Raw genomic sequence first — 18,027 nt, forward strand, 5'->3', positions numbered from 1 at the left:
GGGGACGACGGCACTGCCCCCCGGGACCACGGCACTGCCCTCCGGGACGTCGGCATTCCCCTCCGGGATAACCGATCCGGATTCGCCCTCACTCATACAACCAGCAAGCCACGTCCGCCCGGCCATCCACATTCTTCAACGGCGGCACCTCTTCCGCGCACTTCGCGAACGCATGCGGGCACCGCGAACGGAACACACAGCCGCTCGGCGGATGAATCGGCGACGGGATCTCGCCTTGCAGCAGGCGAATCTCCTTGTTGCGTTCCACGCGCGGATCGGCGATCGGCACCGCCGACTGCAGCGCCTGCGTGTACGGATGACGCGGGTGCTCGTAGATCTCACGCTTGTCCGCAAGCTCCATCACACGCCCGAGATACATCACGAGCACGCGATCGCTCACGTGCCGAACGACCGCGAGGTCGTGAGCGATGAATAGCAGCGACAGGCGCAGCTCCCTTTGCAGATCCTTCAGCAAGTTGATGATCTGCGCCTGGATCGAGACGTCGAGCGCCGACACCGGCTCGTCGCAGATCACGAGCTTCGGCTCCAGCACGAGCGCACGCGCGATGCCGATGCGCTGGCACTGCCCGCCGGAGAACTCGTGCGGATAACGATACAGATGCTCCTCCGACAGGCCCACGCGCTTGAGCATCGCCTTCACGCGCACGAGCACTTCGGCTCTCGGCATGCCGGGTTCATGCGTGATGAGCGGCTCCCCCACGATCTGCGCGATGTTCATGCGCGGATCGAGCGACGCGAGCGGGTCCTGGAACACCATCTGCACTTCACGCCGCACCTTCTGCCATGCGGCCGGCGCGGCACCGCGCATCTCATTGCCCCGGTAGACAATGCTGCCGGCCTGCGAAGGCACGAGGTTCAGCAGCGCTCGCGCCAGCGTCGACTTGCCGCAACCCGACTCCCCGACGATGCCGAGCGTCTCGCCCGGCCGAAGGTCGAAGCCGACGCCGTTCACCGCCTTGAGCGCGAATTTCGGCGCGGGAAAGCCCGCGCCCCGCACGGCGAACTGCACGTGCAAGTCGCGCACGGAAAGCAGCGCTTCCTCCCGCCCGCGCTGGGGAAGCCCCGGGGTGGGGGCCGCGGCGTTCATCGTGCACCTCCCCAGCCGCGCGACTGCACGATCGCCACGTCGCGATGGCAGGCCCGCAACACGCTCGTCGCCGGGACTTCCACGAGAGGCGGCATTTCGTTCGCGCATTGCTCGTCGGCGAAGGGGCAGCGCGCATGGAACGGGCATCCCGAGGGCAGCCGCGCCATGTTGGGCGGCGTGCCGGGGATCGCCGCGAGCGCGCCGCCTTCGTGGTCGAGCCGCGGCACCGCGTTCAGCAGCCCGAGCGTGTAGGGGTGCGTCGGGCGGTAGAAGATGTCCTGCGCAGTGCCTTGCTCCATGATGCGGCCGCCGTACATCACGATCACGTCGTCGCACAGCCCCGCGACGACGCCCAGGTCGTGCGTGATCATCACGATCGCCGTGCCGAAGTCGCGCTGCAGGTCGCGCAGCATCGCGACGATCTGTGCCTGCACCGTCACGTCGAGCGCGGTGGTCGGCTCGTCGGCGATCAGGAGATCGGGCTCGGTGAGCAGCGCCATCGCGATCATGATGCGCTGCCGCATCCCGCCGGAGAATTCGTGCGGATACATGCGGATGCGCCGCGCGGCATCGGGGATGCGCACCTTCTCCAGCACCTCGATCGAGCGCTTGCGCGCGTCGGCGCGCGAGAAGCCCTTGTGGAATTCGAGCACCTCCGTCATCTGCCGCTCCACCGTGAGGTAGGGGTTGAGCGACGTCATCGGGTCCTGGAAGATCATCGCGATGCGGTCGCCGCGGATTTCGTTCAGGCGCCGCACGGGAAGCGAAAGCAGGTCCTCTCCCTGGAACATCGCGCGGCCCGTGGCGCGACCGTTGGCCGCGAGCAGGCCCATGAGCGAGAGCATGCTCTGGCTCTTGCCCGAGCCGCTTTCGCCCACGATCCCGAGCGTGCGGCCGGGCGCGAGCGATAGGCTCAGGCCGTTCACGGCACTCACCACGCCGTCGGGCGTTTCGAAGCGCACGTTGAGGCCGCTCACTTCGATCAGCGGCGCGGTGGAGGGTTTCGGCACGGCGCTCACTTCAGCGCTCCTTGGGGTCGAGCGCGTCGCGCAGGCCGTCGCCGATGAAGTTGAAGCAATAGAGCGTGATCGAGAGCAGGGCGCCCGGAAAAAGCAGCAGCCAGGGCATTTCTTCCATCACCTTCGTGCCGTCTTCGATCAGCACGCCCCAGCTCGTCATCGGCTCCTGAATGCCCAGGCCGAGGAAGGAGAGCACCGACTCGGTGAGGATCACGCTCGGCACCGTGACGGTCGTGTAGACCACGACGATGCCGAGCAGGTTGGGCACGATGTGCGAGAAGATGATGCGCCGCGTGGGCACGCCGATCGCGCGCGCCGCTTCGACGAATTCGCGGTGGCGCAGCGTGAGCGTCTGGCCGCGCACCACGCGCGCCATGTCCATCCACGAAAACGCGGTGATCGCGAGCACGACGAGGTAGAACTCGCGGCCGAGCAGCGTGACGAGCAGGATCGCGATGAGCAGATAGGGAATGGCGTACATCATGTCGACGAAGCGCATCATGAAGGAGTCGACGCGGCCGCCGAGGAAGCCCGCGGTCGCGCCCCATGCGATGCCGGCGGCGACCGAGGCGAGCGTGGCGAGCACGCCCACCATGAGCGAGATGCGCCCGCCGACGAGGCAGCGCACGAGCACGTCGCGCCCGGAATCGTCGGTGCCCCACCAGTGCATGCCCTGCGTGGTGGGCGCGAGCTTCATCGCGTCCCAGTCGGTGCTGTCGAAGGCGTTGGGCAGGAGCATCGGGCCGAAGACGCAGGCGGCGGCGATCACGACGAGGACGATCACGCTGGCGACGGCCGCCTTGTTGCGCACGAAGCGGCGGCGGGCGTCGGACCAGGGGGAGCGGCCGGGCCGCGCGGCTTCGACCGTGGCGAGCGCTTCGACGAGCGCATTGTCGCGCCGGGAGGTGATGAGGCTCATCTCAATACCGGATCTTCGGGTCGAGCGCGGCATACGCGAGGTCGACCAGCAGGTTCAGGGTCACCGCGATCACCGTGATGAGAACGACGAGCCCGAGCACCAGCGTGTAGTCGCGATTGGCCGCGCCGTTCACGATCAGCTTGCCGATGCCCGGCAGGTTGAAGACCGTCTCGGTCACGAGCGCCGCCGTGATGGAGGAGATCGCGAGCGGGCTTACCACCGACACCACCGGCAGCAGCGCGGGCTTGAACGCGTGCCGCACCACGACGGTGAGCGTCGGCAGCCCCTTGGCGCGCGCGGTGCGGATGAAGTTGCTGTGCATCACTTCGATCAGGCTGCCGCGCATCACGCGGCCGATGGTCGCCACGTTGATGAGCGTGAGCAGCACGATCGGCAGCAGCATGTACTGCCAGGCGAAGTTGTCCCAGCCGCCGGCGGGCAGCCAGTGCAGCCACAACGCGAACACCAGCACGAGCACGGGGCCGATCACGAAGGAAGGCACGACGCTGCCGAGATTGCTCACGAGCATCAGCGCATAGTCGGCGATGCTGTTCTGGCGCAGCGCGGCGAGCGTGCCGAGCGCGATGCCGAGGACGAGCGAGACGAGCATCGCCGTGCCGCCGATCGAGAGCGACACCGGCAGCGCCTTGGCCACGAGGTCGTTCACCGACCAGTCGGCATAGCGGAACGAGGCGCCGAGGTCGCCGTGGATGAGGTTGTCGAGGTAGTAGAGGTACTGCTTCCACGTGGGTTGGTCGAGGTGGTACTTCGCGTTGAGGTTCGCGAGCACCGCTTCGGAAACGTTGCGGTCGCTGTCGAATGGGCCGCCGGGGGCGGCGTGCAGGAGGAAGTAGCTGACGGTGATGACCGCGAGGAGGGTGGGGAGGGTCGCCACGAGGCGGCGTAAGGTGTAGGACCACATGGTGCGATGGCTTTCGCGAGGAAGCCGCTGGGTCCCCGCCTGCGCGGGGACGACGCTGGTAGAGGGCCGTCATTCTCACGAACGCGAGGATGACGGGCGAAGCCGTCATTCCCGCGAACGCGAGCACGACGGGCGAAGCCGTCATTTTCACGAACGCGAGGACGACGGGCGAAACCGTCATTCTCACGAACGCGAGCACGACGGGCGAAGCCGTCATTCCCACGAACGCGAGCACGACCGACGAAACCGTCATTCCCGCGAACGCGGGAATCCAGAGTCTTCCGATGCTCAATGCTTGACGATGTACAGGTCCTTGCTGCGATAACGATCCTGCGAATTCAGCAGCGAATACCCGCCCACGTACGATTTTACCAACCGGGGCAGCGAATACTGCACGAGCGGAATGATCGGATAGTCGTCCAGGATCATCTTCGTGGCCTGGGTGAGAAGCTGCTTTCTCTTGCCCGTATCGTCGCTCTGCTCGGCTTCGTTGATGAGCGCCTCGGCCTTGCGATTGCAGTTGCGGTTGTTGTTCTGGTCCGAATCGCAGCGCACGAGCGCAAGGAAGTTCGTCGCGTCGTTGTAGTCGGCGATGAAGCCGTCGCGCGCGATCTGGAAGTCGCCGTCGTGGCGCTTCTTCACGAGCACCTTGAATTCCATCGCCTCGAGCTCGATGTCCACGCCCAGCTTCTTCTTCCACTCCGACTGCGCGAAGATCGCCATCTTCTTGTGGTATTCGCTCGTGTTGTACGAGAAGACGAATTTCGCTCCCGGCTTCACGCCGGCCTCGGCCAGCAGCTTCTTCGCCTCGGCCACGCGCCTGTCCATCGGCCACGACTTCCACTCGTAGTCGGTCATGTCCGCGCCTTCCATCCCCTTCACGATGAGGCCGTAGGCGGGCGCCTGCCCGTCGGCCGTGACCTTGTCCGCGAGAATGTCGCGGTCGATCACCATCGACAGGGCCTTGCGCACGCGCACGTCCTTCATCGCGGGGCTTTGTGTCTGCAACGTGTAGAAGCGCAGGCCCAGCATCGGCGCGTTCTTCACTTCCTTCGGCATCTTCTTCTTCATTTCCTCGTAGGTGCCGGGCGGGAGTTGATACACCATCTCGTTTTGCCCGGCCTCGAAGAGCTTCACGTCCGTGTTGCCGTCTTCCACGCCGAGGTACGTGACGCGCGTGAGCTGCACGTTCTTCGCGTCCCAATACTGCGGGTTCTTCTCGATCACCACGCTGCGGTTCACGACCCATTCCTTCAGCACGAAGGCGCCGTTGCTCACCATGTTGCCGGGCTTGGTCCATTCCTTGCCGTACTTGTCGACCGTCGGCTTGTGGATCGGGCCGAGGTTGTTGTTCGACACGAGCTGCGGCAGGAAGGTGACCGGAAACGGCGTCTTCAATTCCACCGTGAACTTGTCGAGCGCCTTCACGCCGACGGCGCCGGGCGGCTTCTTGCCCATCGCGACTTCCTTGCCGTTCAGCAGGAAGACGCCATAGGTGGCCGCGTACTTCGACGCGGTCTTCGGATCGAGGAAGCGCTGGATGCCGTACACGCAGTCCTGCGCCGTGACCGGGTCGCCGTTGGACCATTTCGCGTTCTGGCGCAGCTTGAAGACCCACGTCGTGGCGTTGGTCTGCTTCCAGCTTTCGGCCACGCCGGGGATGATCTTGCCGTCGCCGTCATTGGCGGTGAGGCTCTCGAAGAGATCGCGCGTGATGTTGTTGGCACCCACCGTCTCGGCGATCGCGGGGTCGAGCGACTCGGGCTCCGAGCCGTTGTTGCGGATCAGGGTCTGCGTGGGATGGAGCTGCACGCCCGGCGGGATCACCGCGGCGGAAGCGGGCAAGGCGGTCAGGAAGGAGCCGAGCGCGAGCGCGGCCGCGAGTGCGTTGTTCTTCATGGACTTCATTTCCTCGGAAGCTTGCTCGTGTCGATATCGACGAACCGCCAGAAATCGCGCGCGAACGGATGGCGCATGTAGCCCACCACCCACGGCTGCGTGAGGTCGATGCCGATGCGGTGCGTGCGGTACTTGTAGGGCATGTAGGCAACGAGGATGCGCACCATCTCGCGCAGGAGCGCGTCGCGCTCGGGCCCGTTGGGCATCAGGCTCTGCTTCTCGTAGAGTTCGTCGAACTTCGCGTTCTTGAACCACGCGAGGTTGTCCTCGCCGAGCGACTTGCCGTAGCCGTAGGCGAACGACGGGCCGCTGTCGGGCGTGCTCGCCGAAAGACCGAGCGCCCACATCTGAAGTTTTCCGGCGCGCGCGTTCTTCAGGTGATCGGGCCACTTGCCGATCTTCAGGACGACTTTCACGCCGATCGCGTCCATGCACTTCTTGAAGATCTCGTCGAGCTCGCGGTAGTCCGCGGAACTCAGCGTGTAGTACTCGATCACGAGGGGCTGGCCGTTCGGCTGCTCGCGCCAGCCGTCGCCGTCGCGGTCCGTGTAGCCGTACATGTCCAGCAGCGCGATGGCGCGCGCCGGATCGTAGGTGCCCATCTCGGTGCGGAAGTTCGGGTCGTAGCTCGCCGTGCGCGGCATGATCGGACCCTGCGCCACGATCGCCTGGCCCCGGCGCGGCAGGCGCACTTCCGCCTTCGCGTCGTACGCGAGCGCCATCGCGCGGCGCAGCGCCACCTTTTCCGGCGTATAGCCGCCCGTCACCGGGTCGGTCATGTTCCAGTACATGAAGGTCACGTCCGAAAGCGGCACGCGTTCGAGCTGTATGCCGCGCTTGGCGAGCTTGGGCGCGAGCTGGTTGCGCGGCACGACTTCCGGCGCGTAGGCATAGGGCAGCCGCTCCACCAACTCGTGCTCGTTGTTGAGAAACGCAAGCCAGCGCGGCTGCGGCTCCTCGATGATGGAGACTTCCACCTTGTCCACGAGCGGCAGGCGCTTGCCCTTCAGCCGCGCGTAGATCGCCTGCGCCTTCGCGTCGCCCGGCGCCGGATCGGCCGTGTAGTAGTCCTCGTGGTAGTTCGGGTTCTTCACGAGCGTGATCTTCGAAGCACGCCGCCACTGCGAAAGCATGAAGGCGCCGGTGCCGACCGGATGCTCCATGATCGAGGCGCCGTATTTCTCCACGACCTCGCGCGCCACGATGCCCGCGACGCCGGGGTCGGCGAGCGTGTAGATGAAGCGCGGGCGCGGCTGCTTCAGCTTGAACTGGATCGTGTAGCGATCGAGCACCTGGATGCCTTCCACCGGCGTGTCGTACTCGAACTTGCCCACCTCGATCGCGCGCTTGTTGAGCTCCTCCATGCCCACGATGCCCTCTTCGAGCATGCTCGCGAGCTGCTGGCTCTTGGTGGCGGGGTCGTAGAAGCGCTTGTAGGTGTAGGCGACGTCGTTGGCGGTGACTTCATGTTTCTTCCCCGCGAAGGCGGCGTCGTCGGCGAAGAAGATGCCGCGCTTCAGCTTCACGGTGTACGTGCGGAAGTCGGGCGCGACTAGCGGCATGCCGTCGGCGATGACGGGCACGATCTTCACCGGCCGCGCGAGGTAGTCGTAGCCGTAGAGCGCCTCGAAGATGTTGGCGGTGACGATGCGCGAGTAGAGGTCCGACAGCTGCGGCGGATCGAACCCGGTCTCGGCGACCGGAAACGCGTAGCGGAAGACCTTCTCGGGCGGTGGGGGCTGCTGCGCGCTCGTGGGGTAGCAAGCGGCTGCGAGGCCCAGTGCCAGGCCGAGGCTGGTGGCCCGGGCCCAGGTTCGGATGTTCATGCCTGGAAACACCTATGGGGGAAACGCAAGACCGCAAGCATAATGCGCGGCCAGACGGCCGCCACGAGCGGTTTCCCCTAAGCTTTCCCGGCGCCCCTCACCCCGCTGACGCCGCATTCCCCGAACCATGGTTTCGTATCTCATCCGACGGATCTGGCAGATGATCCCGACCCTGGCCGGCGTGATCCTGCTGGTCTTCTTCCTCTTCAAGTATTTCGGCGGCGACCCGGCCGAAATCCTCGCCGGCCTGAAGGCCTCGCCCCAGCAGATCGCGTCGCTGCGCCAGCAGCTCGGGCTCGACAAGCCGGTGGCCGAACAGCTCTGGATTTTCGTGCGCGAAGTCCTGATGTTCGACTGGGGACGCAGCTGGACCACGAACGAGGAAATTTCCAACATCTTTCGCACGCGCCTGCCCGCCACGCTCACGATCATGGTGCCGATCCTCGTGCTCGACGTCGTGCTGGGCACGGTCTGCGGCATGGCCGTGGCCTATGTTCGCGGCAGCCTCACGGATCGCGCCGTGATGGTGATCACGACGCTCGCGCTGTCGATCAGCTTCCTCGTCTACGTGATCGTCGCGCAATACGTCTTCGCGTTTCGCCTCGGATGGTTTCCGGTGCAGGGCTGGACGGACAGCTTCTGGACCAATCTCACCGTCTTCACGCCGCTGCCGGTGATGCTCGCCGTGCTCGTGGGGCTCGCGCCCAGCACGCGCCTTTACCGCACGTTCTTCCTCGACGAAATGGGGCACGACTACGTGCGCACGGCACGCGCGAAGGGCGTGGGCGAGAAGACGATCCTCTTCAAGCACGTGCTGCGCAATGCGCTGATTCCGATCCTCACCAATCTCGCCACGCAGTTGCCCGGCATCTTCATCGGCTCGTTCCTGCTCGAGATCTTCTTTTCCGTGCCGGGGCTCGGCCGCGAGGTCTACAACGCCGTGAACCGCAGCGACTATCCCGTGATCCAGGCCGTGACCGTCTATCTCGCCGTGCTCACGATGGTGATCAACCTCCTGACCGACATCATGTACAAGCTGGTGGACCCGCGAGTGGTGCTGAAGTGAGCACGCCTTCCGATCGGGTGGCCGGCGCCCTCTCTCCCCTGCGGGCGAGGGCGGGGGACCCTCACCCCAACCCTCTCCCGCAAGCGGGAGTGGGAGCCGTCGTCGCCCTGCCTCAGTCCCCTGGCGTCTGGGCGCAAGCATGGAAGCGCCTCAGACGCGATCGCGTCGGGCTCGTGTCGCTCTGGATCGTCTGCGTTTTCCTGCTGCTCGTGCTGCTCGCGCAGGCCGGTGTCGTCGCGGCCGACTGGCAGCGCGAGGTGGCCGAGCCCTTCGCGCCGCCCACGGTGCTCGGTCCGGCGGTGCGCGAAGAGGCGCAGGGGGAAACGGCGAAGCTTCCGAACGTGGACCTGAGCGACATCGATCCGCTCGCGCCCAGGTACAAGGAATGGGCCGAACGCGCCGCGCGGGTCCAGATGGAGACGGTGCGCAAATCCGAAACGCGCCCGTTCGGCGCGGACCGGCTCGGCCGCGACGTGCTCGCCAAGGCGATCAAGGGCGCGCAGATCTCGATTCTCGTGGGCATCGCGGCGGCTCTTCTCGCCACTTTCATCGGCACGATCCTCGGCGCGCTCGCGGGTTACTTCGGCGGCTGGGTGGACGACGCACTCGAGTGGCTCTACAACGTCTTCACGGCGATGCCGTACATCCTGCTCATCTTCGCGCTCGCGGCCGTGTTCAAGTCGGGGCCGCTCGCCAAGACCTTCACCAACGGCATCGCGGCGGTCGTGATCATCCTGAGCGCCGTGGGCTGGACCACGATCTACCGGCTCGTGCGCGCCGAATACATCAAGCACCGCGCGCGCGAATACGTGCGCGCGGCCGAGGCGATCGGCGCGAGCCATGCGTCGCGCATCTTCGGCCACATCCTGCCGAACGTTTCGCACGTGGTGCTGGTGCAGCTGAGCCTGCACGTCGTGAACTTCATCAAGGCCGAAGTGATCCTCTCGTTCCTCGGCCTGGGCGTGCCGATCGACATGGTGAGCTGGGGCACGATGCTCTCCGACGCGCAGACCGAGCTCGTGCTCGGCTACTGGTGGCAGCTCGCCGCGGCGACGCTCTTCATGGCTGTCTTCGTCACGGCGTTCGCGCTCCTCACGGATGCGCTGCGCGATGCGCTGGATCCCAAGCTTCGGTGAAGTTTTTTTTTGACGCAGAGGTCGCAAAGACTACGCAGAGGACGCAAAAGAAGCGATGTCGATCACGGATACCTTGAATCCTTTGCGTACTCTGCGTCACCTTTGCGTACTCTGCGTAGAACACCGAATCGCCCCATGACCCACCTCATCGAAGTCCAGGACCTCCGCGTATCCTTCCGGCTCGGCAAGAACGAATTGCAGGAAGCCGTGCGCGGCGTGAGCTTCGCGATTGCCGAGAACACGACCGTGGCGCTCGTCGGTGAATCCGGCAGCGGCAAGAGCGTGAGCGCGATGAGCATCGTGCGGCTGCTGCCCGACAACGCCGTCGTGCCGCCGCAAAGCCGCATCCTCTACCAGGGCCGCGACCTGCTGCGCGAAACGCCGCAAGCGATGCGCGCCCTCCGCGGCAAGGACATCTCGGTCGTCTTCCAGGAACCGATGAGCTCGCTCAACCCGGTGTTCCCGGTGGGCGAGCAGATCGCGGAAGTCCTGCGCATCCACATGGGCATGTCGATGCGGCAGGCGCGCGAGCGCGCGCTGGAGCTCCTGCAGGAAGTCGGCATCCCCGAGCCGCGCGCGCGGCTCGATGCGTATCCGCACGAACTCTCGGGCGGCCAGCAGCAGCGCGTGATGATCGCGATCGCGATCGCGTGCGAGCCCAAGCTCCTGATCGCCGACGAGCCCACCACCGCGCTCGACGTGACGGTGCAGCGGCAGATCGTCGACATGCTCGCGCGGCTGCAGCAGCGGCATCGCATGAGCATGCTCTTCATCAGCCACGACCTCGGGCTCGTGGGCGAGATCGCGAGCGAAGTCGTCGTCATGCGCGGCGGCGTGATCCGCGAGCAGGGCAGCGCCGCGCAGATCTTCAACGACCCGAAGGATTCGTACACGCAGGCGCTGCTCGCGTGCCGCCCGCGTCTGGACGCACGGCCGCGGCGGCTCACGGTGATCGACGACATCATGAACCAGCGCGCGGCCGCGACCGAAGAGCGCGAGCCGACGGTGGCCGAAGGCGCGCCGCTCATCGAAGTAACCGGCCTCGGCAAGGCCTACCGGCTGAAGACGGGGCTCTTCGAGCGCAAGGTCCTTCAGGCCGTGCGCGGGGCCGACTTCTCGCTCCACAAGGGCCGCACGCTCGGCATCGTGGGCGAATCGGGTTCGGGCAAGACGACGGTGGGCATGATGCTCACGCGGCTTACCGACGCGAGCACCGGACGCATCCTCTTCGACGGCACGGACCTCACCGCGCTCGGGCCGAAGCAGATGCGCGACTGGAGGAGGCGCATCCAGATCATCTTCCAGAATCCGAACGCGAGCCTGAACCCGCGCTTCACGGTCGGGCAGATCCTGCTGGAGCCGATGCGCATCCACGGTATCGGCGCGAACGATGCGCAGCGCACGCAGCTCGCGCTCGGCTGGCTCGAAAAGGTCGGATTGCCGCCGCAGTCCTTCGGCAAGTATCCGCACGAATTCTCCGGCGGCCAGCGCCAGCGCATCGCGATCGCGCGCTGCCTCACGATGCGGCCCGAAGTCGTGATCTGCGACGAAAGCGTGAGCGCGCTCGACGTGAGCGTGCAGGCGACGGTGCTGAACCTCCTGTTGGACCTGCAGGAGGAATTCGGGCTCACGTATGTCTTCATCAGCCACGACCTCGCGGTGGTGAAGTACATGGCCGACGACATCCTCGTCATGAACAGGGGCGAGATCGTCGAGCGCGGCAACGCGCAGCAGATCTACGCCCACCCCGAACACCCCTACACGCGGCAGCTGCTCGCCGCGATTCCGCGCGGATGGGGCGCACGCGCCCGAGCCGCCGAGGAGAACACCGCATGAAGACGAATTCGAAGTGGATCGCCGCGTTGTGCGCGGCTTGGCTGGCGATGGCCGCGTTCGCGCAGGCGCCCGCGAAGCCGCGCATCGAGCGCGCGGCCGATCTGCCGGTTTTCACTTACAAGGTCGAAGGCGATCTCGAGCCGCTCGTGCGCGACGGCGCGAAGTTCTCCGCGTTCGTGAAACCCGTGTACGCGGACATCGAAGGCGTGCTCGCGAAGTACGACATCGCCGAGAAGGCGGCGCGGCGGCAACTGCTGGGCGTGCTCACGCAGGTGGACCTGATCGAAGGCCGCTGGGACGGCGCGCTCGCTCGGTCCGAGCAGGTGCGCGAGCTGCAGGAAAAGCCCGCGGACAAGCTGCTTTCGGGCCTCACCACCCGCGCGATCGCCCATGCCGCGAAGAAGACGGGTGCGTCGTCCGGTGCCGCTTTCGACGCCGAAGTGGGACGTCTCGTGAGCGAGGAACTCGCGAAGCTGCCGTTCGAGATCGTGCGCAACGACATCCTCCAGTTCAAGGCCGGGACGGAGACGATCGGCGAAAGCCTGGTGCTCGGACGCGTGCGCGAAGTGCTGCAGCCGGTGGCGGCGAAGCAGGGCGCGCTCAGCTCCGATCTCGTGCCGGCCCTCGTCGGCACGCGCTACGCGCTCGTGTATTCGCTGCCGCTGAAGACGGTGCTGAACCGCGCGCTCGTGGCGTACGTTGCCGCCCACAACGTCGACAAGCCCGACATCTGGGGCGCGCGCGACGTGGCGCTTCCGCCCGGGCGCGGCTACAAGCCGGTCACCGTCGTGGTGTGGGACAGCGGCGTGGATGCGGCGATCTTCGCGGACCGGTTCGTGCGCTTCGGCGCCGACCCGGCGTTCGTCGCTTTCGACAAGTACGAGCGCGCTTCGGCTTCGCCGCTGAAGGAGATTCCCGACACCCTGAGGACGCGCCTGCCGGAACTGATCGCGCGCAGCAAGGGGCTGTCGGACCTGCAGTCGAACATCGACAGTCCCGAGGCGAGCGAGGTGAAGAAGCTGCTGTCGACGCTCGCGCCGCAGCAGTACAAGGCGACCGTCGAGGAACTGCGGCTTGCGAGCGTGTACGAGCACGGCACGCACGTTTCCGGCATCGCGGTGGCGGGCAACCCGTATGCGCGGCTTGCGAACATGCGCATCGATTTCAGCACCACGCTGCTGCCCGATCCGTGTCCTTCGATGGAAGTCGAACAGCGAGGCGTCGCGAACCTGCAGACCTACGCGGACTTCCTTCGCAAGGTCGGTGCGCGCGTGGTGAACATGAGCTGGGGCGGTAACGTGCGCAGCGTCGAAGTCGAACTCGAGCAATGCGGGATCGGCAAGGACGCCGCCGAGCGCAAGACGCGGGCGCGAGAGCTCTTCCAGGTGCGGCGCAACGCGCTGGAGAAGATGTTCGCCTCGATGCCGAACGTGCTTTTCGTGACGTCGGCGGGCAACTCGGGCGATGACCCGACGTTCAACGAGTCGTATCCGTCGGGCATCGAACTGCCGAACCTCGTCGCCGTGGGCGCCGTGGACAAGGCGGGCGACGAGGCTTCGTTCACGAGCTACGGCAAGACCGTGCTGCTGCACGCGAACGGCTATCAGGTCGTGAGCTACGTGCCCGGCGGCTCGAAGGTGGCGCTTTCGGGAACGTCGATGGCCTCGCCCCAGGTCGCGAACCTGGCGGCCAAGATGCTCGCGGTGAATCCCTCGCTCAAGCCGACTGAATTGATCGGGATCATGCGGCACACTGCGGACGTGAGCGCCGATGGCCGCCGCACGTTGATCCATCCCGCGCGCGCCTTGGCCGAGGCGGGCTACAGGCCATGAAGCGAGCCCTGCATTGCGCCCTCTCCCTGTGGGGGAAGGCAGGGGAGTGGGCTGGGGTGAGGGCTCTGGCACTTTTACTGCTCTTGCCCCTGGCCACCTTCGCGGCCACCCCCGACCCCGCCGAATCCAAAACCCTCCACGCGCTCTTCGATCGCGCGTGGGAAGAGCGCGCGCGCGACTACCCGGAATTCGCCACGTTCCAGGGCGATCTGCGCTACAACGACCGGCTGACCGACGAATCGTTCGCGGCACGCGATGCGCGCGACGCGAAGGCACGCGAATGGCTGGCCGAGGCGAGGAAGATCCATCGCGATCGCCTGGGCGAGGCCGACCGCGTGTCGCTCGACCTCTTCATCCACAACCAGGAGGATCAGGTGGAGGAGCAGGCCTTCCCCGGTCCGCGCACGATGCTCGTGGGCGCGCTCGGCGGCGCGCAGAGCTTCTTCGCCAATCTGCTGCAGGCAACACCCGTCGCCAGCGTGAAAGAGGTGGAGCAACTCCTCGCGCGCATGGCGGCGTATCCGAAGCAGATGGACCAGAACATCGAACGTCTGCGCGAAGGCGTGACGCTCGGCTGGGTCGCGCCGAGGCCGGTGCTGGAGCGGGTGCTCGCGCAGATCGACGACGAACTGCCCGCCGATGTCGAGAAGGGACCTTTCTTCGAGCCGTTTTCAAAGCTCGGGCCCGACATTCCCGCTGCCGAGCAGACACGGCTGCGCGCCGCGGGCAAGCGGGCCATAGAACAGAGCGTCGCGCCAGCGCTTCGCAAGCTGCGCGCTTTCCTCGTCGCCGAATACATGCCGAAGGCGCCGGAAAGCGGCGCGATGCTGAACTATCCCGATGGGCAGCGCGTCTACGAGATGCAGGTGCGGCACAACACGACGACGTCGCTGAAGCCCGCCGACATCCATGCCCTCGGCCTGCGCGAGCTCGCGCGCATCCGCGCCGAAATGGAAGACGTGATGCGCCGCACCGGGTTCACGGGCGACTTCGCGGCCTTCGTGCATTACATCGAGACCGATCCGAAGTTCTTCCACACGAGCCCCGAGGCGCTCGTGGCCGGCTACCGCGACATCGCCAAGCGCATCGACGCGCAGTTGCCGACGCTCTTCGCCGAGCTGCCCCGCATGCCCTACGGCGTGCGCGCGATGCCCGCCTTCATGGGGCCGAATGCCGCGGAGTATTACGACGGCCCCGCGCTCGACGGCTCGCGCGGCGGCTGGTTCAATGCCAACGCGGTCGGCTGGAAGACGCGCGCGAAATGGGGCATGGTGACACTCACGATGCACGAGGCCGTGCCGGGTCACCACTTGCAGGTCGCGCGCGCGGCCGAGCTGAAGGACTTGCCCCGGTTCCGCCGCGACGCGGGCTATACCGCCTACGTCGAAGGCTGGGCCGTGTACGCCGAAACGCTCGGACGCCGCATCGGCATGTACGACGATCCGTACGATCTCTTCGGGCATCTGCAGTGGCAGGCGTTCCGCGCCGCGCGGCTCGTCGTCGACACGGGGCTGCACTCGATGGGATGGAGCCGCCAGCGGGCGATCGATTTTCTGGTGGAGCGCACCGGCACGGACCGCGCGTTCGTGTCGCAGGAGGTGGACCGCTACGTGTCCGATCCCGGCCAGGCGCTCGGCTACATGATCGGCAAGCTGAAGATCGACGAATTGCGCGACCGCGCCCGGGCAAGGCTTGGAGACGGCTTCGACCTGCGCAGGTTTCACAACGCGGTCATCGACAACGGCGCACTGCCGCTGGACGTGCTGGACCGGCTCATCGACGATTGGATCGCGAAGGAGCAGGCGAGGTAGTGGGTGGTGCCGAGCGCGCGCGCCTATACTCGTGAAATGAACGAAACAGTTCGTGCCCGCGCGGGCCGCGCGCGCTCGCGCAAGCCGCCGACGCGCACCAACGACCCCGAGCGCACGAAAGCCGACATCCTCGAAGTCGCCGAAGCGGAGTTCGGCGAAAAGGGTCTCGCCGGGGCGCGCATCGATGCGATCGCCGATGCGACGAAGACCAGCAAGCGGATGATCTACTACTACTTCGGCGGCAAGGAGGGCCTGTACCTCGCCGTGCTGGAGGAAGCCTACCGCCGGGTGCGGGACATCGAAGCCGAATTGCATCTGGACGACCTGGAGCCGGAAGCGGCGCTCAGGCGGCTCGTCGCCTTCACGTTCGATCATCACCTGCACCACGAGAACTACATCCGCCTCGTGATGTCGGAAAACATCCATCGCGGCCAGTTCATCGCGCGCAGCCGCCGCATCCAGGAACTCAACGTCCCCGCGATCGCCGCGATCCGCCGGCTCTACGGCCGCGGAGTGAAGGCCGGGCTCTTCCGCAAGGGCCTCGATGCGGTCGACATCCACGCGTCGATCTCGGCGCTCAGCTTCTTCAACGTCTCCAATCGGCACACGTTCGGCGTGATCTTCAAGGTCGACATGGCTTCCCGCGCGTACATCGGGCACCGCCGCGACAACGTGGTGGAAATGATCGTGCGCTTCGTGCGCAAGTAGGCGCGGCGACCGCGGGCGCGCGGCGGTGCGGGTTGCGGGGCTACGTAGTAACCCTTGCCGGAAAACTAACCAGTCCGTACAAAATAAGCCGCTGGAGGCCCACCTGGTGCAGCACCTCATCGACGCGATCTGCCGCCTGTTCTCGTTTCTCATGGTCGCGTGCCTCGCCCTCATGGTCGTCATGGTGTTCGGCAACGTCGTCCTGCGGTACGGCTTCAATTCCGGCATTGCGACGTCCGAGGAGCTCTCGCGGTGGCTCTTCGTGTGGATGACCTTCCTCGGCGCCGTGGTGGCGATGCGCAACCACGCGCACCTCGGGACCGACTCGCTCGTCTCGCGGCTGCCTCTCGCGGGCAGGAAGGTCTGCTTCGTGCTCGCGCATCTCGTCATGCTCTGGATGTGCTGGCTGATGTTCAAGGGCGGCTGGCAGCAGACCGTCATCAACTACGCGACGACGAGCGCGGTCATGCAAGTGTCGATGGCCTGGTTCAACGCGGGTGGCGTGGTGTTCGCGGCGCTGGGCGCGATCATCGTCGTCCACGAACTGTGGCAGCTCGCCCGCGGCCGCATCGAGGAGACGGACCTCGTCGGCGTGAGCGAATCGGAGGACGAACCGCATCCGCAACGCGCGTTGCGGCCGCCGCGATGACCATCGCGATCTTCCTCGGCGCGCTCCTGGGCGCCATGGCGCTCGGCGTGCCGATCGCGTTTTCGCTCCTCTTCTGCGGCGCCGCGCTCATGTGGCACATGGACATGTTCGACGCGCAGATTCTGGCGCAGAACACGATCGAAGGAGCCAACAGCTTTCCGCTGCTGGCCGTGCCGTTCTTCATGCTCGCCGGCGAGATCATGAACGCCGGGGGGCTGTCGCGCCGCATCGTGCAGCTCGCGATGACGCTCGTGGGCCATGTGCGCGGCGGCCTCGGCTACGTGGGCATCATGGCCGCGGTGCTCATGGCGGCGCTGTCGGGTTCGGCGGTCGCCGATGCCGCCGCGCTCGCGGCCTTGCTGCTGCCGATGATGAACCGCGCGGGCTACGAAACGGCGCGCTCCGCGGGCCTGTTGTCGTCGGCCGCGATCATCGCGCCGATCATCCCGCCTTCCATCGGCTTCGTCGTGTTCGGCGTCGCATCGAACGTGTCGATTTCCAAGCTTTTCATGGCGGGCATCGCGCCGGGCGTGATGCTGGGCGGCGTGCTGTGGCTCACGTGGTGGTGGCTCGTGCGCAAGGAGAAGATCGCGGCCACGCCTCGCGCCACGCGCAAGCAGGTGCTCGTGGCGCTGAAGGACGCGACGTTCGCGCTCGGCCTGCCCGTGATCGTCGTCTTCGGGCTGAAGTTCGGCGTCTTCACGCCGACCGAGGCGGCCGTGGTCGCCGCGATGTACGCGCTGGCCGTCTCGACGCTCGTCTATCGCGAGCTGAAGCTGTCGCAGCTCTACGGCCTCTTCCTCGCGGCCGCGACGACCACGGCGGTCATCATGTTCCTCGTCGCCGCCGCGATGGTCTCGGCCTGGATGATCACCGTCGCCAATCTCCCGAACGACGTGATCGCGCTGCTGAAGCCGCTCCTGGGCAACCCGACCCTTCTCATGCTCGCGATCATGGTGCTCACGATGGTGGTGGGCACGGCGATGGACATGACGCCCACCATCCTCATTCTCACGCCCGTGCTGATGCCGCTCGTGAAGGCGGCGGGCATCGATCCGGTGTATTTCGGCGTGCTCTTCATGATCAACAACGCGATCGGCCTCGTCACGCCGCCGGTGGGCACCGTGCTCAGCACGGTGGCGGGCGTCGGCAAGGTGAGCATGGACGCCGTCACGCGGGGCGTGTGGCCCTTCATGGCCGCGCAGTTCGCGCTGATGTTCCTCATGGTGTTCTTTCCCCAGCTCGTCACCGTTCCGGCGCGCTGGTTCTACGGCTGAAACCGACTGGCCGCTTCGA

The 18,027-nt window shown here is 66.3% G+C and carries 15 protein-coding genes; 9 read left to right on the plus strand and 6 right to left on the minus strand.

The window, feature by feature from the left end:
* Window positions 1–88: 88 nt before the first annotated feature.
* From VHA82_RS19645 to oppB, 4 genes are read right to left on the minus strand one after another with little or no spacing between them, the layout of a single operon-like run.
* Entirely contained in the window at window positions 89–1,108 is a 1,020-nt protein-coding gene (locus VHA82_RS19645; protein ID WP_325546843.1) for an oligopeptide/dipeptide ABC transporter ATP-binding protein, read from the minus strand.
* Window positions 1,105–2,118: an oligopeptide/dipeptide ABC transporter ATP-binding protein gene (locus VHA82_RS19650; RefSeq protein ID WP_325546923.1), complete on the minus strand. Its 1,014-nt coding sequence runs from the start codon at window positions 2,116–2,118 to the stop codon at window positions 1,105–1,107. The genes VHA82_RS19645 and VHA82_RS19650 overlap by 4 nt, the downstream gene beginning before the upstream one ends.
* A 10-nt stretch (window positions 2,119–2,128) precedes the next feature.
* The gene (locus tag VHA82_RS19655) at window positions 2,129–3,046 is read right to left on the minus strand and encodes an ABC transporter permease subunit (protein WP_325546844.1); all 918 of its coding nucleotides are present in this window, start codon (window positions 3,044–3,046) and stop codon (window positions 2,129–2,131) included.
* 1 nt (window position 3,047) lies between these two features.
* The gene (gene oppB / locus VHA82_RS19660; protein ID WP_325546845.1) at window positions 3,048–3,968 is read right to left on the minus strand and encodes an oligopeptide ABC transporter permease OppB; all 921 of its coding nucleotides are present in this window, start codon (window positions 3,966–3,968) and stop codon (window positions 3,048–3,050) included.
* 89 nt (window positions 3,969–4,057) lie between these two features.
* On the opposite strand from oppB, the gene VHA82_RS19665 reads away from it, so the two are divergent.
* Window positions 4,058–4,267, plus strand: a complete 210-nt coding sequence (locus VHA82_RS19665) for a hypothetical protein (protein WP_325546846.1) — start codon at window positions 4,058–4,060, stop codon at window positions 4,265–4,267.
* Here VHA82_RS19665 and VHA82_RS19670 read toward each other — a convergent pair.
* Window positions 4,257–5,867, minus strand: a complete 1,611-nt coding sequence (locus VHA82_RS19670; protein ID WP_325546847.1) for a peptide ABC transporter substrate-binding protein — start codon at window positions 5,865–5,867, stop codon at window positions 4,257–4,259. The two genes, VHA82_RS19665 and VHA82_RS19670, sit on opposite strands and share 11 nt — an antisense overlap.
* Window positions 5,868–5,872: 5 nt before the next feature.
* The gene (locus VHA82_RS19675) at window positions 5,873–7,693 is read right to left on the minus strand and encodes an ABC transporter substrate-binding protein (protein WP_325546848.1); all 1,821 of its coding nucleotides are present in this window, start codon (window positions 7,691–7,693) and stop codon (window positions 5,873–5,875) included.
* 127 nt (window positions 7,694–7,820) lie between these two features.
* On the opposite strand from VHA82_RS19675, the gene VHA82_RS19680 reads away from it, so the two are divergent.
* The 8 genes from VHA82_RS19680 (at window position 7,821) to VHA82_RS19715 (ending at window position 18,008) form a co-directional block, all read left to right on the plus strand.
* Entirely contained in the window at window positions 7,821–8,759 is a 939-nt protein-coding gene (locus tag VHA82_RS19680) for an ABC transporter permease (protein WP_325546849.1), read from the plus strand.
* Window positions 8,760–8,848: 89 nt separating this feature from the next.
* Window positions 8,849–9,895 carry an ABC transporter permease gene (locus VHA82_RS19685; RefSeq protein ID WP_325546850.1) on the plus strand — a complete coding sequence of 349 codons (1,047 nt, stop codon included), beginning with the start codon at window positions 8,849–8,851 and terminating at the stop codon, window positions 9,893–9,895.
* Between the two features lie 135 nt (window positions 9,896–10,030).
* The gene (locus tag VHA82_RS19690; protein WP_325546851.1) at window positions 10,031–11,731 is read left to right on the plus strand and encodes a dipeptide ABC transporter ATP-binding protein; all 1,701 of its coding nucleotides are present in this window, start codon (window positions 10,031–10,033) and stop codon (window positions 11,729–11,731) included.
* Entirely contained in the window at window positions 11,728–13,563 is a 1,836-nt protein-coding gene (locus tag VHA82_RS19695) for a S8 family serine peptidase (RefSeq protein ID WP_325546852.1), read from the plus strand. The genes VHA82_RS19690 and VHA82_RS19695 overlap by 4 nt, the downstream gene beginning before the upstream one ends.
* 83 nt (window positions 13,564–13,646) lie before the next feature.
* Window positions 13,647–15,374 carry a DUF885 domain-containing protein gene (locus VHA82_RS19700; RefSeq protein WP_325546853.1) on the plus strand — a complete coding sequence of 576 codons (1,728 nt, stop codon included), beginning with the start codon at window positions 13,647–13,649 and terminating at the stop codon, window positions 15,372–15,374.
* A gap of 36 nt (window positions 15,375–15,410) precedes the next feature.
* Window positions 15,411–16,082, plus strand: a complete 672-nt coding sequence (locus tag VHA82_RS19705) for a TetR/AcrR family transcriptional regulator (protein ID WP_325546854.1) — start codon at window positions 15,411–15,413, stop codon at window positions 16,080–16,082.
* 106 nt (window positions 16,083–16,188) lie between these two features.
* Complete coding sequence (locus VHA82_RS19710) at window positions 16,189–16,731, plus strand: TRAP transporter small permease (protein ID WP_325546855.1); 543 nt, start codon at window positions 16,189–16,191, stop codon at window positions 16,729–16,731.
* The gene (locus VHA82_RS19715) at window positions 16,728–18,008 is read left to right on the plus strand and encodes a TRAP transporter large permease subunit (protein ID WP_325546856.1); all 1,281 of its coding nucleotides are present in this window, start codon (window positions 16,728–16,730) and stop codon (window positions 18,006–18,008) included. Before VHA82_RS19710 ends, VHA82_RS19715 begins: the two co-directional genes overlap by 4 nt.
* Window positions 18,009–18,027: the final 19 nt, after the last annotated feature.

The organism is Ramlibacter sp. (assembly GCF_035548915.1).
Classification (GTDB): Bacteria; Pseudomonadota; Gammaproteobacteria; order Burkholderiales; family Burkholderiaceae_C; genus Ramlibacter.